Here is a 22,763-nt window from a genome sequence, read left to right on the forward strand (position 1 = left end):
AATAGCCCGACCTGGCCGCAATTACCCGTGCCAGGGCTCTCGCTTGATGAGGAACCACACAGAGACGTGTCATCAACTCGCTAAGGAGATAAACGGATGTACCAAGCACTTCTTCGGGAACAACTGGAGACATTGAAGTCCTCCAACCAGTACCGCACCTTCACCACCCTGAGCCGTATTTGCGGCCAGTACCCGCTGGCCAAGCTGGATGGCCGCGAGCAGGAACCCGTGGTGGTCTGGTGCAGCAACGACTACCTCGGAATGTCGCAACATCCTGCAGTGCGCGAACAAATGCACGATGCGTTGGAGACCTACGGAGCGGGCTCCGGCGGCTCGCGCAATATCGGCGGTTCGCACGAGGTGTATGCCCGCCTGGAAGAAAGCCTGGCTGACTGGCATGACAAAGAAGCGGCGCTGGTTTTCCCCACCGGCTTCGGCTCCAATGACGCCACCCTCCAGTGCCTGCTGCGGCGCATTCCCGATTGCGTAGTAATCAGTGACGAACTGAACCACGCCTCCATCGTCAACGGCATTCGTTCGACGCCCAACGAGCGCAAGATCTTCCGCCATAACGACGTCGAGCATCTGGAGCAGATCCTCGCCAGCTACCCTCAGGGCCAGCCGAAGATCGTGGTGTTCGAGTCGATCTACTCGATGGACGGGGACATTGCCCCTATCGCCGAAATCGTTGCGATCGCCAAGCGCTACAACGCCCTCACCTATCTCGACGAGGTGCATGCGGTGGGCATGTACGGCCCGCGTGGCGCCGGTATCGCCGCCGAGCTGGGCGTGGCCGATCAGGTGGACATCATCCAGGGCACCATGGCCAAGGCCATCGGCGTGATCGGCGGCTATATCGCCTCGACCCAGGTGATCGTCGATGCGGTGCGCTCCTTCGCCACAGGTTTCATCTTCACCACCTCACTGCCGCCGGCCATCACCGCCGGCTGCCTGGCCAGCGTCGAGCACCTCAAGGCCAGCAGTACCGAGCGTGATCGCCTGCATGCCCAGACCGCCAAGCTGCGCGAGCGGCTCAAGCACCATGACGTGCCGGTGATGCCCTGCTCGCAGACCCACGTGCTACCGGTGCGGGTAGGTGAAGCCAAGCGCTGCAAGGCAGCGGCCGAACGCTTGCTGCATAACCATGGCGTGTATCTGCAGCCAATCAACTATCCATCCGTGCCGGTAGGGACCGAGCGTTTTCGCGTCAATGCCACGCCGAACCACAGCGATGCGCAGATCGAGCACTTGGCGCTGTCGCTACGCGAGACCTTCGACCACTTCAGCATCCCGCTGGCGTCCGAGGTGTTTGCTGCGGAGGTGGCGTGAGATGGAACAGTCCTTCTTCACAGTACGTCCGGCGACCCAGGCCGACCTGGCCAGTTTGGTTGAACTGCGCGCGTATCTGCTGGACGGCACCAACGCAAGCTATTCGAGCAAGACGCCGGAGGACGCGGCGCGCTGGCGGGCGGCCTACCGTACCTGGCTGAGCAGCCGCCTGAACGACAGTGACTGCGTGCAGATCCTCGCCGCCGAGCACAAGGAATCCGGCCAGGTGCTGGGCTGCGCGACAGCTATCATCGACCAACGCGCGCCGGCGCCGGGCTTTCTCAACGGCCTGTCCGGCTGGGTGCAGTCGGTGGTGGTCGAGCCGCAGTGGCGGGGCCGTGGCATCGCCAAGCAACTGATGCAACACCTGCTGCGCTGGTTCGCCAACCGCGGCGTCGGCTGCGTGGTGCTGCAGAGCACCGCGGATGCCGGCACGCTGTACCAGACCCTCGGCTTCGCCGTCAGCGACGAGCGCCTGCTGATCCGTCAGGAGGCCTTGGCATGAAGATCCTGATCATCGGCCTGGGCTACGCCGGCAACCGCTACCGCCGCGCCTTCGAGCATATCGCCACGAGTACCGGCCTGCTGCTGTCGCTGGCCTATGTCGGGCGTCGGCAGAAGACGACCGAGCTGCCCTACTTCGACAGCGTCGGTCGGGCGCTGCAAGTGTTCGAGCCGGACATCGTGGTGGTCAGTGTCAACGACCACAGCCATGCGCCTGTGCTCAAGCAACTGGCCGGCTACAGGGGATTCGTGCTCTGCGAGAAACCGCTGGTCACGCCGGGCGACAACCTGGACGAGTTGCTTGGCGCACTGGAGCAGGTCGGCGGCTTTGCCCTGGACCTGGTGGAGCGCTACTCGGACGCGACCCGGCAGTTGCGCGAGTGGGTCGAGCGCCGCGATTGGCAACTGGTGCGTGCCAACTTCCACTGGGGCAAGGATCGCATCAACGACTACCGCCCCACCTGCGGTGTAACCAGCGAGGTGATCCATGCCCTGGATCTGGTGGGCTGGATCTGCCCGCGCGCCGGCCAGCTCAAGCTCGATGGTGTGCTCGGAGTGCGCTCGGACTTCTCCATCTCAGGCAGCGAAGTGCTCGATACCGTTCAGCTCACCGCCAGCCTGGGCAAAGCACGGGTCACCGGTTACGCCAGCTTCGTCAACATCGTGCGTCAGCGCACCGTGGATTTCAGCTTCGTCGACCGCGATGCCCGGCTGATCCATGCACGCCTGGTATTCGATACGCCGCGCTGGGATCACGACCAGTTGTGCATCTGGACGCGCGGTGCCAACGGCGCCGAGGAGCTGCTCCACGAGTACGCCACCACCCCCGACGAGCCCGGACTGGACACCCTGCACAAGCTGTCGCGGCTGTGCCGTCAGGTGGTGCGCGCCGTGGCGCTCAAGGAACCGCCCCGCCAGCCCTTCGCCGGCCTCGACACCGCAGTGGCGCTGCAGCGACTACTCAACGACATGGAAACCCATGCCCAAACCCCAGCACCGGCGCGCTACGTCCATGGCGAGACGCGCGTGCTGCTGGCCGAGGACAGCGACCTGGAAAGCCTCGGGTAACCCAATCACAAGGAGAACGACTATGTGTGGAATCGCTGGATGGCTGTCCTACAGCCAGAACCTGGAAACGCAACGCGACACCCTGCAGCGCATGACCGACACCATGGCCCTGCGCGGGCCGGATGCAGGCGGTCTGTGGATTGACGGCCCGGTCGGCCTGGGCCATCGGCGCCTATCGATCATCGACCTGGAGGGCGGCCGCCAGCCGATGACAGCGATGCACGGTGGCCCGCGCGAGGTCGCCGCGATCACTTACAGCGGCGAGGTCTACAACTACCGCGAGCTGCGCACCGAACTGCAACGACTTGGCCACCGTTTCGAGACCCGCAGCGACACCGAGGTGGTGCTGCGCGCCTATGTCGAATGGGGCGAGGCCTTCGTAGAGCAACTCAACGGCATGTATGCCTTTGCCATCTGGGATCTGCGCTCACAGGAGCTGCTTCTGATCCGCGACCGTATGGGCGTCAAGCCGCTGTATTACTTCCCCACCTCCGACGGCGTGGTGTTCGGCTCCGAGCCCAAGGCGCTGCTGGCCAACCCGCTGGTGCCGCGCAAGGTTCGAGCAGACGGCCTACGCGAAATTCTGGAGATGGTGAAGACGCCAGGCCATGCCGTGTTCGATGGCATGCGCGAGGTGATGCCGGGCGAGATCGTGCGCATCAACCGCCAGGGCCTGGGCCGTCGCCATTACTGGAAGCTGCAGGCGCGCGAGCACGAGCACACGCTGGACGAGACCATCCGCCATACCCGCGACCTGCTGGAGGACATCGTAAATCGCCAGATCGTCGCCGACGTACCGCTGTGCAGCCTGCTCTCGGGCGGCCTGGACTCCTCGATCATCACCGCGCTGGCGTCGAAGAAGCTGCTGGCCGCCGGCAAGGAGAACATCCGCTCCTTCTCCGTCGACTTCGTCGACCACGGCAGCGGCTTCACCGGCGATGCCGTGCGCGGCACGCCGGATGCGCCCTTCGTGCGTGACCTGGTGGAGAAGATCCGCTCCAGCCACCAGGAGATCGTCCTCGACAGCCGTGAGCTGGCCGATCCGGCGTTGCGTGCGCAGATCGTTCGCGCCCTTGACCTGCCACCGGCCTTCTGGGGCGACATGTGGCCATCGCTCTACCGGCTGTTCCAGGAGGTGCGCAAACACTCGACGGTGGCACTGTCCGGCGAGAGCGCGGATGAGGTGTTCGGTGGCTACCGCTGGTTCCACGATCCGGAAGCGATCCAGGCCGACACCTTCCCCTGGCTGACATCGGTCACCGGCAAGTACTTCGACGGCAAGACCCTGTTCGACCCGGGCCTGCTGGCCCAGCTCGACATGCACAGTTTCCTGCGCGACAGCTACGCCCAGGCCATCGCCGAGGCGCCGCTACTGCCCGGTGAAAGCGCGGTGGATCATCGCATGCGGCAGATGAGCTACGTCAACCTGACCCGCTTCGTGCAAACCCTGCTCGACCGCAAGGATCGCATGAGCATGGCCGTCGGCCTTGAGGTGCGGGTGCCCTTCTGTGACCACCGCCTGGTCGAGTACGCCTTCAACATCCCCTGGGCGATGAAGGCCTTCGACGGGCGGGAGAAAAGCATCCTGCGCGCGGCGACCCGCGACCTGCTGCCCGAATCGATCAGCGAGCGGGTCAAGAGCCCTTACCCCTCGACGCAGGATCCGGCCTACGAGCAGGCGCTGCGTGATGCCCTGGCCGCCATCCAGGCGGATCGCAATGCGCCAGTCACGCCCCTGCTCGACAGCGGCCGTATCCAGCAGACCCTGGCCAAGCCACTCGGCAGCGTCTCGCCCATGTACGAGCGTATGGGCATGGAGCTGGCGGTCGGCCTCAACACCTGGCTGAACGAGTACGACGTCAGCCTCGAACTCTAGTCTCCAACCGGATGCGGCCCCGGTGCGGGGTCGCATCCCTCCGCTGTACCACCCACGCGTTCCTGCAACGCAAGCGAGTCCGAGCATGCACACGCCCAACCAATCCCCCATCTACCTAATAGCGCTGGGGGCCTTCGCCCTCGGCATGGCCTCCTACGTCACCGCCGGGTTGATCCCGATGATCGAGGCCTCGTTCGCGGTCTCCGTCGCGGTGGCCGCACAGTTGGTCACCGCCTTCACTCTGGCCTACGGCCTGGGTTCGCCGATCTTCGTGGCCCTGACCCCAGCAAATCGTCAGCGCGCCGGCCTGTTGCTAGCCCTGGGCCTGTTCGTCATTGCTAACGCCGCCAGTGCACTGGCCGAGAGCTTCACCGTGCTCATGGCCTGGCGTGCCATCGCCGGTATCGGCGCAGGCGTCTACCTGGCCATGGGCATCGGTGCCTCGGCCGCCGTGTCCACCCCGGAGCGCCGCGGCAAGGCCATCGCCATCATCATGGGCGGCATGGCCAGCGGCGTGGTGCTGGGCGTGCCACTCAGTCTGCTGATCGCCGAACAGCTGGGCTGGCAGGCTGCCCTGTGGCTGGTCACCCTGCTTGGCCTGGTGGCCTTCTTCGGCCTGCTGCTGAAGCTCCCTTCATTGCCGGCGGCCACTGCCACAACGCTGGGCCAGAAGCTGGCGATCCTCGGCGACGGTCATGTGCTGGTCATCCTGCTGGTGTCGCTGCTGGCTGCCATCGCCAGCCTGGGCATGTACACCTTCATCGCCCCACTGCTGGCTGACCCGGCCTACGGCGCGGTGCGCTCAGTCACGCCCTATCTGTGGGTCTGGGGCATCGGCGGCGTGCTGGGCAGCTTCCTGATCGGCCCACTGGTGGATCGCATCAAAGGCACGGTGCTGACATTCACCATCATGCTGATCCTCGCCGTGTCGCTGTTCGTGCTGCCGCTGGCGGCGGCCCTCAGCACCTGGCTAGTGATGCTGCCCATCGCCCTGTGGGGCGCGGTCGGCTGGGCGCTGCAAGTGCCGCAGAACAACGAGCTGATCCTGGCGCGCCAGGCCCAAGGCGACGGCAACCTCGCCATCGCCCTGAACGAGTCGGCGCTCTACCTGGGCAGCGCCATCGGCGCCGCAGCCGGCGGCTTCGTGCTGCTGTTGCAACTGCCCACCTGGACTCTGGCTGCCAGTGCCGGTGGCGTCGCCGCACTGGGCGCCCTGCTGCAGATCATCAACCTGCGTCGCCAGCCAAGCTGGAACGGCGACGTGCAAACCGAACCCCACAACTGACGGAGGAAAGGCCGTGGAACTGCGCCACCTTCGCTGTTTCATCGCCGTCGCAGAAGAACTGCACTTTGCGCGTGCCGCCGCGCGCCTGCATATCGAACAGTCGCCTCTCTCGCGGATCATCAAGGAACTGGAGTACCGCCTGGGTGTGCAGTTGTTCGAGCGCACCACGCGGCGCACGCGGCTGACCTGGGCCGGTAAGGTGCTCTTGGAAGAGGCGCGTCGAGTGCTGGCCGTGGTCGATCAGGCCAAGGCCAGCGTCAAAAGCGCGGCGGCCGGCTACCGTGGGCGTATTCGCGTCGCGCTATCCGATGGCATCCCGCAGGCACGCCTGGCCACCCTGCTCGCCCAATGCCGCGAGGAGGAACCGGAGGTCGAGATCTGTCTGTCGGAAGTCACCCTCAGCGAACAGGTCAGAGGCCTGAACGATGACTTGTTCGACATCGGGCTCGCACAGTCCGACGAGGTTGGCGAAGGGCTGGTGGCCGAGCCGGTCTGGTTCGATCCGCTGGTGGTGGCGGTGCCGGCTCGCCACCCGCTCCTGACCTATCGACGCGTACCGCTCGACGAGGTGGTGCGCTACCCACTGATCCTTTGCGATCCGCAGGTCTGCCAAGGCTTCTGGCAACAGCTGCAGCGGGTGCTGGGCGCCGTGGACACTCGGCTGACCATTGCCGACCGCGTTCCCACTCTGGATCTGATGATGGCACTGGTCGCGGCGGGTTACGGCCTGGGTTTCTCCAGCCTGGCGCGCATCAACGAACTCAACAATCCAGACGTTGTGGCCCGGCCGCTAGACGGCTGCGCATCGATGCTAACCACCTACTTGGTAAGGCGCGAAGGCGATCCGGCCGAGCAACTGGCCCGGTTTATCGGGCGGGTCAGCCCGGCGGAAACCCAGGTGTTGCTGCCGGATCACACATCACAGAAGGAAATAGCCTGATCGTCCCAGTAACTAGATCTCCCCCTCGCGGCGAGCCCTCTCAGAAGAGCGTCTTAGCGGCAGCCCAGCCAGGCTGCCGCATTTGTTGTATCTGGCCAAAAGCCCCTTTCTTGACAAGAAGACACTCACCATTAAATATACGCAAATAGCGCACATATATGAAAGCATTGTTCGTTGAACTGCCACCCTTTGAGCGCAACCGAAAAGCCCACCTGGATGACGGCGAATACTCGCTATTCCAGCAAATGCTCTTGGCCAATCCAGAGGCGGGCGCAGTCATCGCCAACAGCGGTGGTCTGAGGAAGGTCCGCTTCGGATCGGTCAGGCGCAGCAAGGGAAAGCGAGGTGGCGTTCGGGTGATTTATTACTACTGGCACAGCGGTCTGCAGTTCTGGCTCTTCACCCTGTATGACAAAGACGAACTTGATGACCTGAGCAGTGACCAGCGTAGGCAGTTGAAAGCGCTCCTTGAGCGCGAAGTGAAGGCGAGGCAAGCACCATGACCAAACGCGATATTTTTTCCGAGCTGATCGAAGGCTTCGACGACTTGGCCGCAGCACGAGAAGGCAAGCGTACGCTGCGTACTCACAAGGTCGAATACAAGCCAATCGAACCCGCGACAGGTGCGGAAATCGTCGCACTGCGCGAAAAGCTGCAGATGTCCCAGGGTGTATTTGCGCAGGCCATTCACGCCAAGCCTGCGACCTTAAAGAACTGGGAGCAGAACCGCTCAAAGCCTAACGACCAAGCCACCGTTCTGATCCGCATCCTGAGCAGGCATCCAGAACTCATTCGCGAACTGGCGTAGATGGTAAATGCAGCGGGCTCTTTAACGCCAGAAGAACTCCTCCAAGGAGTAACTCAGGAGTGCCGAACAATTCTGTGTGTGAAGATACTGAAATTTGGATATTAAACTCTGAGGTGGCCCGCAAGTTTCGGCCAATAGCAGCTCGACAATGGGGGCGGCTCGATTAGCGATACGCCGCCTTCAATGGCCAATAGGCATGTAGATTCCTTCCGCCGAGACGCAGGAACCACCATATGAAAACAAACGCTGATTCGCCGATAGATGTCGTCATTATCGGTGGCGGCCAGGCCGCTCTGGCCACCGCATACTTTCTGCGGCGCACCGGGTTGTCATTGGTGATGCTCGATGCCGAGGACGGCCCCGGTGGCGCCTGGCGTCACGGCTGGAACTCCCTGCGGCTGTTCTCCCCGGCGACCTGGAGTTCGATTCCCGGCTGGATGATGCCGCCAGTCGAGGATGGCTACCCCACGCGCGATCATGTCGTCGATTACCTCACGCGCTATGAGGATCGCTACCAGTTTAGGGTGCAGCGCCCTGTGCGGGTCACTTCGGTGGAACGCCGCGCGGGGTCGCTGCGCGTGCATGCCGAGCATCAGTATTGGGACGCCAGGGCAGTGGTCAGCGCCACCGGCACCTGGAGCCATCCCCATATCCCCCACTATCCAGACAGCGAGCTGTTTGGCGGCCAGCAATTGCACTCGGCCCACTATGTCGAGGCGCAACCGTTCGCGGGTAAACGGGTGCTGGTGGTGGGCGGCGGCAACTCCGGGGCGCAGATTCTGGCAGAGGTGTCGAAAGTGGCCGACGCCACCTGGGTGACGCCCACCGAGCCGCTGTTCCTGCCCGACGATGTCGACGGCCGCGTGCTGTTCGAACGCGCCACCGAGCGCTGGAAAGCCCAGCAGGAAGGTCGCGTCATCGACCAGCCGGTGGGCGGGCTCGGCGATGTGGTGATGGTGCCGCCCGTGGTCGAGGCGCGGGAGCGCGGCGTGCTGCACGCGGTACGCCCGTTCGAACGCTTCACCCGCGATGGTGTGGTCTGGTCCGATGGCACGCAGAGCGCGGTGGATGTGGTGATCTGGTGTACCGGTTTCAAACCTGCGCTGGACCACCTGGCCAGCCTGGGGCTGATCACCGATGAAGGGCGAATCGAGGTCGACGGTACGCGCGCCATCCACGAACCCCGGCTATGGCTGGTGGGCTACGGCGAATGGACGGGCTCGGCATCAGCCACCCTGATCGGGGTGACCCGCACGGCGCGCAGCACCGCCGCCGAAATCGAGCAGTTCCTGAGCACGGCGCAGGCCTGAACGCCTCGGCGGCTGAGCCGACGGTTCAGATCTGCCTAGCGGCATCGCGATGCCTGGGCAAGGCGATGGAAATCAGCGCGGCAGCCAGCACGAAGGCGCTGGAGACCCACAGGCAGGCCTGTAGCCCATAGGCTTGGAAAACCCAGCCCGACAGCAGCGTGCCGATCAGCCGGCCCAGGGCGTTGGACATGTAGTAGAAGCCCACATCCAGCGACACGCCGTCTTCCTTGGCATAGCTGACGATCAGGTAGCTGTGCAGCGAGGAGTTGACCGCGAACAGCACGCCGAACAGCATCAGCCCGCCAAGCAAGACCACCTGCGCCGACCAGCCAGTGCTCAGCCCCAAGGCAATCAGCGCTGGCAGACCGGCCAGCAGCGCGGCCCAGACGAAAGCCGCGCGGCCGTCCGGCACATGCCCGCTTTGCTTGCCGGTGATACGCGGGGCAAGCGATTGCACGATGCCGTAGCCGATCACCCAGGCAGCGAGAAAGCCGCCCACCAGCCAGAAATCCCAGCCGAACACGCTGCTCAGGTACACCGGCAGCGCCACCACGAACCAGACGTCGCGCGCACCGAAGAGAAACAGCCGAGCAGCCGAAAGAATGTTGATCGCCCGGCTCTTGGACAGCATGTCGCGGAATTTCGGCTTGGCCTTGGCCTTGCCCAGATCCTTCTTCAGCAGCACCAGACTGGCCAGCCAGATCAGCGCCAGCGCGGCGGCCATGGCCAGCACCGCGCCGGTGAAGCCGAGCACGGCGAGCAGCGCGCCACCCAGGAAGAAACCAACACCCTTGAGCGCATTCTTCGAGCCGGTGAGGATGGCCACCCACTTGTACAGCGTGCCCTGTTGACTGTCCGGCACCAGGAGCTTGATCGAGCTCTTGGCGCTCATCTTGTTCAGATCCTTGGCGATACCGGACAGCGCCTGGGCGCCCATGACCCAGGGCACGGTCAGCCAGGCGGCCGGCACGGTGAGCATCAACAGCGCGATCACCTGCAGGCCGAGGCCGATGTTCATGGTGCGGTTCAGACCCAACCGCGCCCCCAGGTAACCACCCACCAGGTTGGTGACCACACCGAAGATCTCGTAGAACAGAAACAGCGCGGCAATCTGCAACGGCGTGTAGCCGAGGCTGTGAAAGTGCAGCACCACCAGCATGCGCAACGCGCCGTCGGTGAGGGTGAAAGCCCAGTAGTTGCCGGTCACCAGCAGGTACTGGCGCACCTCGGGGGCCAGACGGGATAAGGCATGCATAACAAATCCTGTGTAAACCGTGGGGCTTTAGCCGCGACGGCAGAGTGAGTGGATGAAGCCTTTTTTCATTCACCTTGGTTATCTGGTGGATGGATAAAGCGTCATCCACCCTACGGATCAATCGGCTGCCCCGACCATCCGCGCCAGCTCCACCGCGCGGTTGGCATAGCCCCACTCGTTGTCGTACCAGGCGTAGATCTTCACCTGGGTGCCGGCTACCACCATGGTCGACAGCGCATCGACGATGGACGAGCGCGGATCAGTGCGGTAGTCGATGGACACCAGCGGGCGCTCCTCGTAGCCCAGGATGTTCTTCAGCGGGCCATCGGCGGCCGCCTTGAGCAGCGCGTTGACTTCCTCGGCCGTGGTGGCGCGCTCGACCTCGAATACGCAGTCGGTCAGCGAGGCGTTGGCCAGCGGCACGCGTACGGCGTGGCCGTTGAGCTTGCCGCGCAGCTCCGGGAAGATCTCGGCAATCGCCGTGGCCGAGCCGGTGGTGGTCGGAATCAGGCTCATACCCGAGGCGCGGGCACGACGCAGGTCCTTGTGCGGCTGGTCGAGGATGCTCTGGGTGTTGGTCAGGTCGTGGATGGTGGTGATCGAGCCGTGGCGAATGCCCAGCGCCTCGTGGATCACCTTGACCACCGGGGCCAGGCAGTTGGTGGTGCAGGAGGCGGCGGTGACGATGCGGTGCTGCGCCGGATCGAACAGGTGCTGGTTGACGCCCATCACCACGTTCAGCGCGCCCTGCTCCTTGACCGGCGCGCAGACCACCACGCGCTTCACGCCCTGGTCCAGATAGCCCTGCAGCCCGGCGACCGTCTTCATCTTGCCGCTGGCCTCGAGCACCAGGTCGCAGCCACTCCAGTCGGTGTCGGCGATGGCCTTGTTGGCGCTCACCTTGATGCGCTTGCCATCGATCACCACGCAATCGCCGTCGCTGCTCGCCTCATGCTGCCAGCGGCCATGCACCGAGTCGAAGTTGAGCAGGTGCGCGTGGGTGGCGGCGTCACCTGCCGGGTCGTTGATCTGCACGAACTCCAGCTCGGGCCAGTTCCAGGCGGCGCGCAGTGCCAGACGGCCGATGCGGCCAAAACCGTTGATGCCTACTTTGATGGTCATGTCGATGCCTCTATCAGTGGGTCGCGTCGAACTGGTTGATCCAGTTGACGTGGGCGGGATGCTGGATGGCCTTGGGCCGCAGTGCCTGCACCAGGGCGATGGCCTCATCACGCGCGATGCCGGCTTCGATGAGGAGGCGCGCGGCGATCAGGCCGGTGCGCCCGGAGCCGCCCTTGCAGTGGATGGCCAGCGAGCGGCCGCCACGCAGGTGTTCGATGATGGCCTGGCGCGATGCCCGCCAGCCTTCGCCGAAGTCCTCCAGCGGCACCTGCTCGTCGGCCACCGGCAGGTGATACCAAGCCTGGTCCAAGGCCTGGCACTGCTGGGCGATCTGCTCGGCGCCGTTGGCGGCCAACTCGTTGTGCGGCATCAGCGTGATCACGCCCGCAGCCCCGGCCTGCTTCAGCGCCAGCAGGGCTGCTTCAAGCGTGGTTTCGCGGGTGCCCGGGCAAGGCGTGAAGATCAGCGTGCCGGCCAGGCCGGGCACCTTTAGTACGTCGTAGGGGTGAGTCATGGCGGGCAATTCCTTCGTTCAGATGGCGCGCTGGTTGACGCGTTTGGACAGTTCTTCGGCCGACTCCTTGCGCTCGGAATAGCGGTCGACCAGGTAGTCGGAGCGGTCACGCAGCAGCAGGGTGAACTTGACCAGTTCCTCCATCACGTCCACCAGGCGGTCGTAGAACGAGGACGGTTTCATCCGCCCCTCCGCGTCGAACTCCATGAAGGCCTTGGGCACCGAGGACTGGTTGGGGATGGTGAACATGCGCATCCAGCGCCCCAGCACGCGCAACTGGTTGACCACGTTGAACGACTGCGAGCCGCCACAGACCTGCATCACCGCCAGGGTCTTGCCCTGAGTCGGGCGAACCGCGCCCATGGCCAGCGGCACCCAGTCAATCTGCGCCTTGAACACGGCGGTCATCGCGCCGTGACGTTCGGGCGAGCACCACACCTGGCCTTCCGACCACTGCATCAGCTCACGCAGCTCCTGCACCTTGGGATGACTGTCCGGGGCATCGTCCGGCAGCGGCAGGCCGCGCGGGTCGAAGATGCGCGTCTCGGCGCCGAAGTGCTGCAACAGGCGCGCGGCCTCCTCGGTCAGCAGGCGGCTGAAGGACTTCTCGCGGGTGGAGCCGTACAACAGCAGAATGCGCGGCGCGTGGGTCGAGGCCGACTCGATGGCGAGCTTGTCCGCAGTCGGCAGATCGAGCAGTTGCAGGTCGGCATTGGGTAGATCGTCTTGCACGATGTAGCTCCACAAAAAGAGTCAGATAGAGCCGATGCGAGCCAGCTCGGCCTTCAGCGCATCACTATCGAGTTGCGTTAGGGGCAAGGCCAGAAAGGCCTGAATACGGGTGCGGATACGCGCCAGTGTGGCATCGAACGCGGCAGCTATCTCGCCGTCAGTGCCTCTCAGCTCCGATGGGTCGCTCAACCCCCAATGTGCGCGAACGGCGGCGCCGAAGAACACGGGGCAGGCTTCGCCAGCGGCCTTGTCGCAAACGGTGATGACCAACTCGGGCTGCAGCTCTGCAAGCGCATCGGTCGACTTGCTGAAGAGCCCATCAATGGCAATGCCGGCTGCCTGCAACGTCTGCAGCGCCAGTGGGTTGACCACACCGGCAGGATGACTGCCAGCGCTGTATGCGCGCATGCCGGCAGGTGCCATGGCATTGAAGATGGCTTCACAGAGGATGCTGCGACAACTATTGGCGGTGCATAGAAAGAGAATCTTCATGGTACTCGCCTCTCAGTCACAAGCCGGCTTGCGCCCAGGGCGGTCACGCATCTGCCACAGACGCTGCACATCCGGGCGCAGCCACTCGGCATTGCTGTCCAGGGTGCGCTTGAGCACGTCCCTGACCCACTCGGGCAACTGCGGATGCAGGCGGTAGTACACCCACTGACCGTTACGGCGATCTTCCAGCAGGCCGCAGCTGCGCAATAGCGCCAGGTGCCGGGAAATCTTCGGTTGCGCCTCTTCCAGTGCTGCGGTCAGTTCGCAGACGCACAGCTCCTGCTCGAGGGTAACGAGCATGGCGATACGCGCCCGCGTTTCATCGGCCAGGCACTTGAACAGCTCGGTGGGGGTCATGTCGTCATTGGCAGCACTGGCTGGCTTGCTCTTTATCAGCACGAACATCTTTATTCGTTCGTGGATCTCGTGCAGGGTCTTGCGATAGGCGTCCTTCTGCGAGCTGGTCGCCGGGTCTTCGAAGTTCCAGGCGATGTATTCGCCGGTGCCAGGCAGCGCCAGGCACTCCAGCGCTGACTTGTCGCATAGGGTGATCACATAGTCGAACGGCTCGCCCGCCACCTGCTCGACGGACTTGCTGAACAGCCCTTCGGTGGAAACCCCGAGGTGCTCCAGCGCATTGCGCGTACGCGGGTCTACCTCGGTGGGCGCGGTGCCCGCACTGAAGGCTTCGAAATGTTCGGAGTCGGTGTGGCGCAGCAGCGCTTCAGCCATCTGCGAGCGCGACGAGTTGGCCACGCAGAGGAACAGCACACGTTTTTTCTGACTCATGTTGATTTCCGTCAAGGATGCACATGAGCGAATATATTATTTTGCGAATATGCAGTAAAGCGAATATGTTTGAGCCATTCGCCCATGACGAGGATAGGCAAACAAGATGACAAATGCGTGTGACACCGCCCTGAAGCAATCCGCAGGCGCGCCCCTGGGGTTCTTCGAGCGTTACCTGACCCTATGGGTGTTCCTCTGTATTGCGGCCGGCACGTTACTCGGTCTGCTCGCGCCGCAGGCCGCCCAGGCAGTCGGCGCCATGGAAGTTGCCCAGGTGAACATCCCGGTCGGCCTGCTGATCTGGGTGATGATCATCCCCATGCTGATGAAGATCGATTTCGGCTCGCTGCATGAAGTGCGCGGGCAGAAAGCCGGCATCGGCGTCACCCTGTTCGTCAACTGGGTGGTCAAGCCCTTCTCCATGGCGCTGATCGGCTGGCTGTTCATCAAGATCCTGTTCGCCGACTGGCTGCCGGCCGACCAGCTAGACAGTTACATGGCCGGGCTGATCCTGCTGGGCGCCGCGCCCTGCACGGCGATGGTGTTCGTGTGGAGCAATCTGTGTAACGGCAACGCCAACTTCACCATCAGCCAGGTGGCCCTCAACGACCTGGTGATGGTGTTCGCCTTCGCCCCCATCGTCGCCCTGCTGCTGGGCGTATCGTCGATCCCGGTGCCGTGGGACACCCTGCTGCTGTCGGTGGTGATGTACATCGTCATCCCCCTGGCCATCGCCCAGGCCGTGCGCGCCCACCTGCTCAAGTGCGGCAAGCCCGCCTTCGAGGCGGCACTGGCGAAAATCTCTCCCTTCTCCATCCTCGCCCTGCTGGCCACCCTGGTGCTGCTATTCTCTTTTCAGGGCCAAGCCATCGTCGAACAACCGCTGGTGATCGGCATTCTGGCCATGCCCATCCTGCTACAGACACTGTTCATCGCCGCGCTCGGCTACTGGCTCAACCGCTCGCTGAAAGTGCGCCATGACGTGGCCGGCCCCTCGACCATGATCGGCGCCTCCAACTTCTTCGAACTCGCCGTGGCGGTGGCCATCGTGCTCTACGGCTTCGACTCCGGCGCCGCACTGGCCACCGTGGTCGGCGTACTGATCGAGGTGCCGGTGATGCTCTGGCTGGTGCGCATGGTCAACAAGAGTCGCAACTGGTACGAACGCGCCCTGCCATCGCGCTGAGGGAAGGATCCATGGAGATTTTCCAGTGGCTGAATGACCAACTCCTGCGTATGGACTGGCTGGCCCATCTCGTCCAGTTGCTGGTGGAAGAGGTGTTTGGCCTGAGCATGAGCAGCCGCCTCGGCGGCAGCCTGCACTTCTTCATCTACGACGTGATCAAGATCTTCATCCTGCTGTCGGTGCTGATCTTCAGCATTTCCTGGGTGCAGAGCTACTTTCCGCCAGAGCGTACCCGCAAGATTCTGGGCGGCATGCGCGGCTTGCGCGCCAACCTCACCGGCGCGCTGCTGGGTACGGTCACCCCCTTCTGCTCGTGCTCGTCGATCCCGCTGTTCATCGGCTTCACCAGCTCAGGGCTGCCGCTGGCGGTGACCTTCTCCTTCCTGATTTCCTCGCCACTGGTCGACCTGGCCTCGATGATCCTGCTGGCGAGCGTTTTCAACTGGTCGATCGCCCTGGCCTACGTGGTCGTCGGCATCGTGCTGGCGGTGCTCGGCGGCACCCTGATTGGCCGGGCGCGAATGGAAGGCTACGTCGAGTCGTTCGTCACCCAGCACAAGGCGCTCGATCTCCCCCAGGAACAGCTGAGCCTGGCTGATCGCATGCGCTACGCCCGCGAGCAGGTTGCCGAGATCATCCAGCGCGTGTGGCTGTATATCCTGATCGGCGTGGGTATCGGCGCGGCGATTCACAACTGGATTCCACAGGATCTGATCAGCGCCCTGATCGGGCGCGATCACTGGTGGTCGGTGCCATTGGCGGCGCTGGTCGGCGTGCCCATGTATGCCGACATCTTCGGCACGCTGCCAATCGCCGAGGCACTGGTCGGTAAAGGCGTCGGCCTGGGCACCGTGCTGGCGTTCATGATGGCGGTGACCGCGCTGTCGCTGCCTTCGCTGATCATGCTCAAGCAGGTCGTCAAGGCTCCGCTGCTGGCGCTGTTCTTCGCCATCGTGGTCATCGGCATCATGCTGATCGGTTACCTGTTCAATAGTTTCGCCTACCTGTTCCTCTGATCCATCCTCCCCAGGAGAACCTGCATGATCATCAAAATCCTCGGCACGGGCTGCAAGAAGTGCGTCACCCTCACCGACAACACGCGGGCCGCATTGGCCAACCTCGGCCGCGAGGCCGAGATCGTCAAGGTCACGGATATCGCCGAAATCGCGGCCATGGGGGTGATGTCGACCCCGGCACTGGCCATCGACGAGCAGGTGGTTTCGATGGGCAAGGTACTCAGCCCCGCCGAGGTGGAAGCGCTGCTGAAGAAGAGCTGAGCGCGGTGAAATCTGCGGCAGATGTCAATCTGACATAAAATCTTACATACGCTTAGTCGCATATGCGGATTATGTAATAAGTTCGTCATCCTTGATTCGCTAGGGTGTGCCCACCCCAAACACACGAGGATGCACAACGATGAAAAAGATCGCCCTGACCGCCCTGATGCTCTCCAGCCTCTTCGCCGGCACTGCGCTGGCCAGCCAGTACGACCGACCTGGTTTCGTCACTGAAATCGAGGACGGCCGTCTGTGGGTATTTCGCGAGAACTCTCAGGAGCTGAAGGACTTCAAGGCCACTGGCGAGCCAGCCAAGCAGTTCACCGACATCGGCAGCGGCCCGGATGGCATGACTGTCAAATCCGCTGACGAGCAGACCCTCAAGGATTACCTGCAGGCGGTGAAGAAGTAAGCGATCATCGAGCGCCTGGAAATAGTCCCCTCCAGAGTTCGCAGCCGCCTTCGGGCGGCTTCTCTTTTTTCAGCGTCAGGCGAGCAACGCTATACGCTGCCCTTTAGTGTGCGAACACAGATGACACGTGGCATTTACAGACTGCCAGGATGATCAGCCTCAGGGCAGACCACCCGTTCGGTGGCCGTGATACCGAGCTAATACGTATACCTTTGAAGATGCCTCAAGCTGACTCCCCCCAGTTCGATAGAATTCGCTTGGCAGGCATCATGGGGCTTGGTCAGATATTGGCCGGGAGTTCGACCTACTATCCTATCTGGAGCATGAGCAGGGCTGACGAGGCACACGCTTCGTAATGACGAGAGCTATTGGCCGGTTAGCGATCATTGCTACTTCTGAACCACCCTTATCCCACCCAAACGTGGAGAACAATACGGCTTTACACGTGCATGAGAATGCACATATATTGTTTCGCATGGACAGTCTCCTTATATATCGAACCCACACCATTGAAGCCGCCATCGAATCGCTCGACAGCGCTTTCTTCAAGGCTCTGTGCGAGCCTCCGCGAGTAGCTGTATTGAAACGCGTGATGCAACTGGGGCGCGCTGACGTAACCGAGATCGCAGCGGAGCTACCGCAAGAGCGCTCCGTGATTTCCCGTCACCTGCAGATACTGCTTGAAGTCGGCATAGTCCGCTCGGCCAAGTCGGGCCGCCAAGTTTTTTACGAGGTCGATGGGCCGGCCATCATCAAGAAGCTGGAGGACATCCTGCAGCACACCAAAGCCATTGCCCCCTTCTGTTGCCCAGGCAACCAACTCTGAGCTTTCATTTCTCCGAATACGTGCATAGGTGCACACAAATGAACGAAAATATCCGAATTTTCGATGCCATCGTCATTGGCGCCGGCCAATCCGGTTTAGCGGCTGGCTGGCATCTGCGCCAACAGCTATTGGATTTCCTCATCCTGGATGAACAGCAGCGCCCAGGCGGTAACTGGCACAACTACTACGATAGCCTGAAGCTGTTCTCGCCAGCGGCGTACTCTTCACTACCTGGCATGGCGTTCCCAGGACAAGCGAAGCACTACCCGTTGCGACACGAAATGGTGCGTTATCTCGAGGAATATGCCGAGCGCTTCCAACTGCCGATCCGTCCCAACACTCGGGTGTCTGCAGTACGTCGCGACGAAACAGGGTTTCGTGTCGACTCTGCGGATGGCCAGCAATTTCTGACCAAGGCACTGATAGTGGCCTCGGGCGGCTTTAGCCGACCGTATACCCCAGAAATTCTTGGGCTAGACAGCTTTGGCGGCACTCGCCTGCATAGCGCGCAATATCGCAACCCAGCAGGATTCGAGGGGCAGCAGATTGTGGTTGTCGGGGCGGCCAACTCGGCGGTGCAGATTGCTCACGAGTTAGCACAAGTAGCGCAGGTTACCCTGGCCACGCGCGAGGCCGTCCGCTTCATGCCCCAACGCATACTCGGTGTCGACATCCATGATTGGTTGAAGTGGACAGGCTTGGGAAATAGCCGTTGGCTCAGCGACCAGAGCACGCCGGTACTGGACGATGGGACTTACCGGGGGGCATTGAAGGCCGGCCGCTACAGCCAGCGCCAGATGTTCCAGCGGGTCACACCCACTGGTGTAGTTTGGCCAGATGGGCAAGAAGAGCGAATTGATAGCCTGATATTCGCCACCGGCTTCCGTCCCAATCTGCCCTTCCTTGAAGGCCTGCCGATGATGGATGATCGAGGGAACGTACTACAACGACATGGAGTCGCCACCCACGTTCCCGGCCTGTATTTCGTTGGCTTGCCGAAACAGCGCAACTTCGCCTCGGCCACGGTGCGCGGGGTTGGCCCCGACATCGAATACAACCTGAAGCACCTGCTGCGCTACTTGAAGGCTGCGCCTGTCGGCGTGGGCGGTGCTGCTTTGCAGTCATAACAACAAGAGCTCTTTCCATGATCAACCTCGAAAGCCACCAGCCAACGATTAATCGAGCCAAACTCATCTGGGCTATGGGTATCGCCCAGATCCTGGCCTGGAGTACGACGTACTACCTGCCGGCTGTACTGGCGACACCGATCTCCAAGGCCATGGGATGGTCGCTGACCAGCATAGTCGCTGGCCTGTCCTGGGGGCTTCTAGTAGCAGGCGTCTGCTCACCGCTGGCAGGCCACCAGATTGATCGCTACGGCGGACGGCCCGTCCTCGCCAGCAGCTCGTTGTTGATGGCGCTTGGACTAATTCTGATGGGGATGGCTGGCAATCTGCTCGTCTACTATCTGGCCTGGACATGCATCGGGGCGGCAATGGCCGCGGGCTTATACGACGCCGCGTTTTCCACGCTGGGCCGCTTACTCGGCGACAGTGCACGCACCTCGATGACCGGCTTGACTCTACTTGGCGGCTTCGCCAGCACTCTGGGCTGGCCTCTGATTGCAGGCTTGGAACACGAGCTTGGCTGGCGATATAGCTGCTTCGTGCTAGCAGGGGCTCATCTATTAATCGGGCTTCCAATCTATCTCTTGGTAGTGCCCAAAGAAACCTCAACACCCATTCAGAGCGGCCACGTGCAGGCGAAAAATGTTCCCCCACCATCACCAGAGTACCGCCAGCTTTTTCTTTTGCTGGCACTACTCCTGACGCTTCAATCGCTAGTGGTTTCGACCGTGTCCGTCCACCTACTTGATGTGCTGAAACTGCTTGGGATCGCCTCCGTCACCGCACTCGCCATTGGCATGGTGGTCGGGCCCGCTCAGGTGGTGGGTCGCCTCATGGAGTTCTCTGTAGGCCGCAACTTGCATCCTACTTGGTCAGCAAGAGGCGCCATTCTGCTGAGTGGCGTTGGCATCGTTATGCTAATACCTGGCGCCCCATGGCTGGCCTTTGTAGCGATGGCGCTGTATGGAGCCGGCAACGGCATTCTGACTATCGCTCGCGGCACTCTACCTTTGGTACTTTTCGGCAAAGAAGGATACGGAGCGCGAATGGGGTTACTGGCCCGCCCCATGCTGATTGCTCAAGCGACCGGCCCCGTCGTGGCTGCAATCGCAGTGGATAAGCTAGGGGCACAAGCCTTGCTGGTGGCAATGACTGTTTTGGTTGCTACAAGCTTGATGGCGAGCTTCGGTCTTCCATCGACGTCTGCATCATCTAAGATTGACGCGTCGTAAATGACCGCTCCTGGCCGACTCCTGCCTGATGGTTAACTGCTAACCGGTTATCTGCCCCCCGCCCTACTGAGCTTACCTGCCAACCGCTATAGCCCGCAGTGTTGCCCCAACCTTCTTAATCCCCACCGTAACGGTCTTTGACCCCTCCTCTCCCAGTACCGAACCTCTCGCCCGCGGCACATCGACGTGCCGTGTGCTTTGTCTGGGAGGTTGGGTTCAGGGATGCATGCAACAACGGTGCTTTACGGCCAGGTGCTGGTGGTGTTGGCCATTACTCTCTCCGGAGTATGGGGTGCCACGCAGTGGACGGCTGCCGCGCTCGGTTATCAGGCTCGCCTTGGCGCGCCCTGGTTCGAATTGCTGGGCACGCCGGTGTATCACCCCTGGCGTCTCTTCGAGTGGTGGTTTGTCTTCGATGCCTATGCGCCGGATGTCTTCAACGTCGGCGGCAGCATCGCTGCATGCAGCAGTCTGCTGGCATTGGTGGTGGCCATCGGTATGGCTATCTGGCGGGCACGCCAAGCTCGCCGCGTCACCACCTACGGTTCGGCGCGCTGGGCCGATGCGGATGAGGTGCGCAAGGCTGGCCTGACCCAACCGGCAGGTGTATTCCTCGGCCAATTCGCCGACCAGTACCTGCGCCACGAAGGCCCTGAGCATGTGCTGACCTTCGCGCCGACGCGCTCCGGCAAAGGCGTTGGTCTGGTGGTGCCCACCCTACTCTCCTGGCCGGCCTCGGCAGTCATCCACGACATCAAGGGCGAGAACTGGAGCCTGACCGCGGGATGGCGCTCACGTTTCTCCCACTGTCTGCTGTTCAACCCCACCGACCTGACCTCGGCCGCCTACAACCCGCTGCTGGAAGTGCGTCGCGGCGCCCACGAGGTGCGCGACGTGCAGAACATCGCCGATATCCTCGTCGACCCGGAGGGCGCGCTGGAGCGGCGCAACCACTGGGAGAAGACCAGCCACGCGCTGCTGGTCGGCGCCATCCTGCACGTGCTCTACGCCGGCCAGGACAAGACCCTGCGCGGCGTTGCCAACTTCCTATCCGATCCGGCCTGCACCTTCGAGCTGACGCTGCACCAGATGATGACCACGCCGCACCTGGGCGATGCGCCGCATCCAGTGGTGGCCTCGGCGGCACGGGAGGTGCTGAACAAGAGCGACAACGAGCGCTCGGGCGTGCTGTCCACGGCCATGTCGTTCCTCGGTTTGTACCGCGACCCGACGGTGGCCGAAGTCACCTCGCGCTGCGACTGGCGCATCGCCGATCTGATCTCGGCCGAGCATCCGGTGTCGTTGTTCCTGGTGGTGCCGCCCTCGGATATCAGCCGCACCAAGCCGCTGATCCGCCTGATCCTCAATCAGGTCGGCCGGCGCCTGACCGAGTCGCTCGACGGATCCGACGGCATTGAGCGCCGGCACAAGCTGCTGCTGATGCTCGATGAGTTTCCGGCGCTGGGACGGCTGGATTTCTTCGAAACGGCCTTGGCCTTCATGGCCGGTTATGGGCTGCGCGCCTTTCTGATCTCGCAGTCGCTGAACCAGATCGACAAGGCCTACGGTCAGAACCACTCGATCCTCGACAACTGCCATGTGCGGGTGACCTTCGCCACCAACGACGAACGCACCGCCAAACGCATCTCAGAGACCCTGGGTACTGCCACCGAACTGCGCGCGCAGCGTAACTACGCCGGCCATCGCTTGGCGCCCTGGCTCGGCCACCTGATGGTCTCGCGCCAGGAAACCGCACGCCCGCTGCTGACCCCGGGAGAGGTGATGCAACTGCCCAGCGACGAGGCCGTGGTGATGCTCTCAGGCCTGGCGCCGATTCGTGCGAAGAAGCTGCGCTACTTCACCGACGCCAACTTCCAGAGCCGGGTGCTGCCCGCCCCGCGCTTGCAGCCGGGCCGCTATGCCGACGCACCGTCGCCACGCGCAGACGATTGGAGCGACCTGGCCGTGCCTTCGGCCCCCGACGCTGCGCCGGCTCACTTGGCCAATGTAGAAAGCGTCGAGGACGGCGGCCTACGCCGTCAGCCCGAGCTGACGGAGCTCGCCCAGTTGCCGGATCACGACGAGCTGACTAGCGACCTGCTGCTGCTCGATGAGGACGACATCCCCACGCCCTTCCCCTCCCAGCCGGACCCGCGCCTGCAGCGCGTGGCCCGGCTGGCCGCCCTCGACCCTGACGATGGAATAGCCCTATGAGCCGAGCCCGCCTCAACCTGTTTATCCAACCCGAGCATGCCAAGCGCCTGAACGAATTGGCGATCACCAAGGGCGTGTCGAAGTCCTCAATCATTGCTGCGGCGCTGGCCTCCTGGCTGTCGCCCGACTCCGGCGAGCAGCGCGAGGTGGCCATGGCCAAACGCCTGGATCGCCTGTCACGTCAGTTAGAGCGCCTGGAGCGCGACCAGCACATCCTCATCGAGACTGTGGCGCTGTATGTGCGCTACTACCTCACGGTCAGCACGCCGGTACCCGAGGCGCATCAGGAAGCAGCACGCGCGCAGGGCAAGCTGCGCTTCAGCCAGTTCGTCGAGCAATTGGGCCGTCACCTGCATCGCGGACGCAGCCTGGTCAGAGACGTGCACGAAGAGGTTCAGGCAGAGGCTCAGGTCTCGGGAGAGCGTCCATGACTGTCGCCTCCTCCCCCGTGCTGAGTGCAGCGGC

The 22,763-nt window shown here is 62.9% G+C and carries 24 protein-coding genes; 18 read left to right on the plus strand and 6 right to left on the minus strand.

The window, feature by feature from the left end:
• The first annotated feature begins 96 nt into the window (after positions 1-96).
• The 9 genes from hemA to ACODS1_RS17545 all read left to right on the plus strand — a co-directional run bounded on the left by hemA (position 97) and on the right by ACODS1_RS17545 (position 9,120).
• Complete coding sequence (gene hemA, locus ACODS1_RS17505; RefSeq protein ID WP_489086666.1) at positions 97-1,329, plus strand: 5-aminolevulinate synthase; 1,233 nt, start codon at positions 97-99, stop codon at positions 1,327-1,329.
• 1 nt (position 1,330) lies between these two features.
• Positions 1,331-1,834: a GNAT family N-acetyltransferase gene (locus ACODS1_RS17510; protein ID WP_489086667.1), complete on the plus strand. Its 504-nt coding sequence runs from the start codon at positions 1,331-1,333 to the stop codon at positions 1,832-1,834.
• Positions 1,831-2,901, plus strand: coding sequence for a Gfo/Idh/MocA family oxidoreductase (locus ACODS1_RS17515; RefSeq protein ID WP_489086668.1), 1,071 nt, complete (start codon positions 1,831-1,833; stop codon positions 2,899-2,901). The genes ACODS1_RS17510 and ACODS1_RS17515 overlap by 4 nt, the downstream gene beginning before the upstream one ends.
• Positions 2,902-2,923: 22 nt before the next feature.
• Complete coding sequence (gene asnB / locus ACODS1_RS17520; RefSeq protein WP_489086669.1) at positions 2,924-4,777, plus strand: asparagine synthase (glutamine-hydrolyzing); 1,854 nt, start codon at positions 2,924-2,926, stop codon at positions 4,775-4,777.
• Between the two features lie 85 nt (positions 4,778-4,862).
• Positions 4,863-6,062, plus strand: a complete 1,200-nt coding sequence (locus ACODS1_RS17525; RefSeq protein ID WP_489086670.1) for an MFS transporter — start codon at positions 4,863-4,865, stop codon at positions 6,060-6,062.
• Between the two features lie 13 nt (positions 6,063-6,075).
• Positions 6,076-7,002 (plus strand): LysR family transcriptional regulator, encoded by a 927-nt coding sequence (locus ACODS1_RS17530; RefSeq protein WP_489086671.1) that lies wholly within the window; start codon positions 6,076-6,078, stop codon positions 7,000-7,002.
• 158 nt (positions 7,003-7,160) lie between these two features.
• Positions 7,161-7,505, plus strand: coding sequence for a toxin (locus tag ACODS1_RS17535; protein WP_489086672.1), 345 nt, complete (start codon positions 7,161-7,163; stop codon positions 7,503-7,505).
• On the plus strand, positions 7,502-7,810 hold the full coding sequence (locus tag ACODS1_RS17540) for a helix-turn-helix domain-containing protein (RefSeq protein WP_489086673.1): 309 nt from the start codon (positions 7,502-7,504) through the stop codon (positions 7,808-7,810). The genes ACODS1_RS17535 and ACODS1_RS17540 overlap by 4 nt, the downstream gene beginning before the upstream one ends.
• 233 nt (positions 7,811-8,043) lie before the next feature.
• Positions 8,044-9,120, plus strand: coding sequence for an ArsO family NAD(P)H-dependent flavin-containing monooxygenase (locus tag ACODS1_RS17545; RefSeq protein WP_489086674.1), 1,077 nt, complete (start codon positions 8,044-8,046; stop codon positions 9,118-9,120).
• A 25-nt stretch (positions 9,121-9,145) separates the two neighbouring features.
• Here the strand turns inward: ACODS1_RS17545 and arsJ are convergent, their stop codons facing one another.
• The 6 genes from arsJ to ACODS1_RS17575 form a co-directional block, all read right to left on the minus strand.
• Entirely contained in the window at positions 9,146-10,375 is a 1,230-nt protein-coding gene (gene arsJ, locus ACODS1_RS17550) for an organoarsenical effux MFS transporter ArsJ (RefSeq protein WP_489086675.1), read from the minus strand.
• Between the two features lie 117 nt (positions 10,376-10,492).
• Entirely contained in the window at positions 10,493-11,497 is a 1,005-nt protein-coding gene (locus ACODS1_RS17555) for an ArsJ-associated glyceraldehyde-3-phosphate dehydrogenase (RefSeq protein ID WP_489086676.1), read from the minus strand.
• A 13-nt stretch (positions 11,498-11,510) separates the two neighbouring features.
• Positions 11,511-12,011 carry a cyclin-dependent kinase inhibitor 3 family protein gene (locus ACODS1_RS17560; protein WP_489086677.1) on the minus strand — a complete coding sequence of 167 codons (501 nt, stop codon included), beginning with the start codon at positions 12,009-12,011 and terminating at the stop codon, positions 11,511-11,513.
• An 18-nt stretch (positions 12,012-12,029) separates the two neighbouring features.
• The gene (arsH, locus tag ACODS1_RS17565; RefSeq protein WP_489086678.1) at positions 12,030-12,743 is read right to left on the minus strand and encodes an arsenical resistance protein ArsH; all 714 of its coding nucleotides are present in this window, start codon (positions 12,741-12,743) and stop codon (positions 12,030-12,032) included.
• A gap of 21 nt (positions 12,744-12,764) precedes the next feature.
• Positions 12,765-13,235 carry an arsenate reductase ArsC gene (locus tag ACODS1_RS17570; protein WP_489086679.1) on the minus strand — a complete coding sequence of 157 codons (471 nt, stop codon included), beginning with the start codon at positions 13,233-13,235 and terminating at the stop codon, positions 12,765-12,767.
• 12 nt (positions 13,236-13,247) lie between these two features.
• Positions 13,248-14,024: a metalloregulator ArsR/SmtB family transcription factor gene (locus tag ACODS1_RS17575; RefSeq protein WP_489086680.1), complete on the minus strand. Its 777-nt coding sequence runs from the start codon at positions 14,022-14,024 to the stop codon at positions 13,248-13,250.
• 106 nt (positions 14,025-14,130) lie between these two features.
• Here ACODS1_RS17575 and arsB point away from each other — a divergent pair, with 106 nt between their 5' ends.
• The 9 genes from arsB (at position 14,131) to ACODS1_RS17620 (ending at position 22,729) form a co-directional block, all read left to right on the plus strand.
• Positions 14,131-15,210 (plus strand): ACR3 family arsenite efflux transporter, encoded by a 1,080-nt coding sequence (gene arsB, locus ACODS1_RS17580; RefSeq protein ID WP_489086681.1) that lies wholly within the window; start codon positions 14,131-14,133, stop codon positions 15,208-15,210.
• A gap of 11 nt (positions 15,211-15,221) precedes the next feature.
• The gene (locus tag ACODS1_RS17585) at positions 15,222-16,226 is read left to right on the plus strand and encodes a permease (protein WP_489086682.1); all 1,005 of its coding nucleotides are present in this window, start codon (positions 15,222-15,224) and stop codon (positions 16,224-16,226) included.
• 24 nt (positions 16,227-16,250) lie between these two features.
• Positions 16,251-16,487: a thioredoxin family protein gene (locus ACODS1_RS17590; protein ID WP_489086683.1), complete on the plus strand. Its 237-nt coding sequence runs from the start codon at positions 16,251-16,253 to the stop codon at positions 16,485-16,487.
• Positions 16,488-16,626: 139 nt separating this feature from the next.
• Positions 16,627-16,899 carry a hypothetical protein gene (locus ACODS1_RS17595; RefSeq protein WP_196447136.1) on the plus strand — a complete coding sequence of 91 codons (273 nt, stop codon included), beginning with the start codon at positions 16,627-16,629 and terminating at the stop codon, positions 16,897-16,899.
• A gap of 475 nt (positions 16,900-17,374) precedes the next feature.
• Positions 17,375-17,725 carry an ArsR/SmtB family transcription factor gene (locus ACODS1_RS17600; RefSeq protein ID WP_489086707.1) on the plus strand — a complete coding sequence of 117 codons (351 nt, stop codon included), beginning with the start codon at positions 17,375-17,377 and terminating at the stop codon, positions 17,723-17,725.
• Between the two features lie 38 nt (positions 17,726-17,763).
• Complete coding sequence (locus tag ACODS1_RS17605) at positions 17,764-18,852, plus strand: flavin-containing monooxygenase (protein WP_489086684.1); 1,089 nt, start codon at positions 17,764-17,766, stop codon at positions 18,850-18,852.
• Positions 18,853-18,869: 17 nt separating this feature from the next.
• Positions 18,870-20,084 (plus strand): MFS transporter, encoded by a 1,215-nt coding sequence (locus ACODS1_RS17610; RefSeq protein ID WP_489086685.1) that lies wholly within the window; start codon positions 18,870-18,872, stop codon positions 20,082-20,084.
• A 222-nt stretch (positions 20,085-20,306) separates the two neighbouring features.
• A complete protein-coding gene (locus tag ACODS1_RS17615) occupies positions 20,307-22,298 on the plus strand; it encodes a conjugal transfer protein TraG (protein WP_489086686.1) in 1,992 nt (663 codons plus the stop codon).
• On the plus strand, positions 22,295-22,729 hold the full coding sequence (locus ACODS1_RS17620; RefSeq protein ID WP_489086687.1) for a CopG family transcriptional regulator: 435 nt from the start codon (positions 22,295-22,297) through the stop codon (positions 22,727-22,729). The genes ACODS1_RS17615 and ACODS1_RS17620 overlap by 4 nt, the downstream gene beginning before the upstream one ends.
• The last annotated feature ends 34 nt before the right edge of the window (positions 22,730-22,763 follow it).

This window comes from Pseudomonas sp. FG29 (assembly GCF_057809355.1).

Coding starts and splice junctions, on each gene's coding strand:
- hemA (WP_489086666.1), top strand. CDS start 97: ATGTACCAAGCACTTCTTCGGGAACAACTGGAGACATTGAAGTCCTCC.
- ACODS1_RS17510 (WP_489086667.1), top strand. CDS start 1,331: ATGGAACAGTCCTTCTTCACAGTACGTCCGGCGACCCAGGCCGACCTG.
- ACODS1_RS17515 (WP_489086668.1), top strand. CDS start 1,831: ATGAAGATCCTGATCATCGGCCTGGGCTACGCCGGCAACCGCTACCGC.
- asnB (WP_489086669.1), top strand. CDS start 2,924: ATGTGTGGAATCGCTGGATGGCTGTCCTACAGCCAGAACCTGGAAACG.
- ACODS1_RS17525 (WP_489086670.1), top strand. CDS start 4,863: ATGCACACGCCCAACCAATCCCCCATCTACCTAATAGCGCTGGGGGCC.
- ACODS1_RS17535 (WP_489086672.1), top strand. CDS start 7,161: ATGAAAGCATTGTTCGTTGAACTGCCACCCTTTGAGCGCAACCGAAAA.
- ACODS1_RS17540 (WP_489086673.1), top strand. CDS start 7,502: ATGACCAAACGCGATATTTTTTCCGAGCTGATCGAAGGCTTCGACGAC.
- ACODS1_RS17545 (WP_489086674.1), top strand. CDS start 8,044: ATGAAAACAAACGCTGATTCGCCGATAGATGTCGTCATTATCGGTGGC.
- arsJ (WP_489086675.1), bottom strand. CDS start 10,375: ATGCATGCCTTATCCCGTCTGGCCCCCGAGGTGCGCCAGTACCTGCTG.
- ACODS1_RS17555 (WP_489086676.1), bottom strand. CDS start 11,497: ATGACCATCAAAGTAGGCATCAACGGTTTTGGCCGCATCGGCCGTCTG.
- ACODS1_RS17560 (WP_489086677.1), bottom strand. CDS start 12,011: ATGACTCACCCCTACGACGTACTAAAGGTGCCCGGCCTGGCCGGCACG.
- ACODS1_RS17570 (WP_489086679.1), bottom strand. CDS start 13,235: ATGAAGATTCTCTTTCTATGCACCGCCAATAGTTGTCGCAGCATCCTC.
- ACODS1_RS17575 (WP_489086680.1), bottom strand. CDS start 14,024: ATGAGTCAGAAAAAACGTGTGCTGTTCCTCTGCGTGGCCAACTCGTCG.
- arsB (WP_489086681.1), top strand. CDS start 14,131: ATGACAAATGCGTGTGACACCGCCCTGAAGCAATCCGCAGGCGCGCCC.
- ACODS1_RS17585 (WP_489086682.1), top strand. CDS start 15,222: ATGGAGATTTTCCAGTGGCTGAATGACCAACTCCTGCGTATGGACTGG.
- ACODS1_RS17590 (WP_489086683.1), top strand. CDS start 16,251: ATGATCATCAAAATCCTCGGCACGGGCTGCAAGAAGTGCGTCACCCTC.
- ACODS1_RS17595 (WP_196447136.1), top strand. CDS start 16,627: ATGAAAAAGATCGCCCTGACCGCCCTGATGCTCTCCAGCCTCTTCGCC.
- ACODS1_RS17600 (WP_489086707.1), top strand. CDS start 17,375: ATGGACAGTCTCCTTATATATCGAACCCACACCATTGAAGCCGCCATC.
- ACODS1_RS17605 (WP_489086684.1), top strand. CDS start 17,764: ATGAACGAAAATATCCGAATTTTCGATGCCATCGTCATTGGCGCCGGC.
- ACODS1_RS17610 (WP_489086685.1), top strand. CDS start 18,870: ATGATCAACCTCGAAAGCCACCAGCCAACGATTAATCGAGCCAAACTC.
- ACODS1_RS17615 (WP_489086686.1), top strand. CDS start 20,307: ATGCATGCAACAACGGTGCTTTACGGCCAGGTGCTGGTGGTGTTGGCC.
- ACODS1_RS17620 (WP_489086687.1), top strand. CDS start 22,295: ATGAGCCGAGCCCGCCTCAACCTGTTTATCCAACCCGAGCATGCCAAG.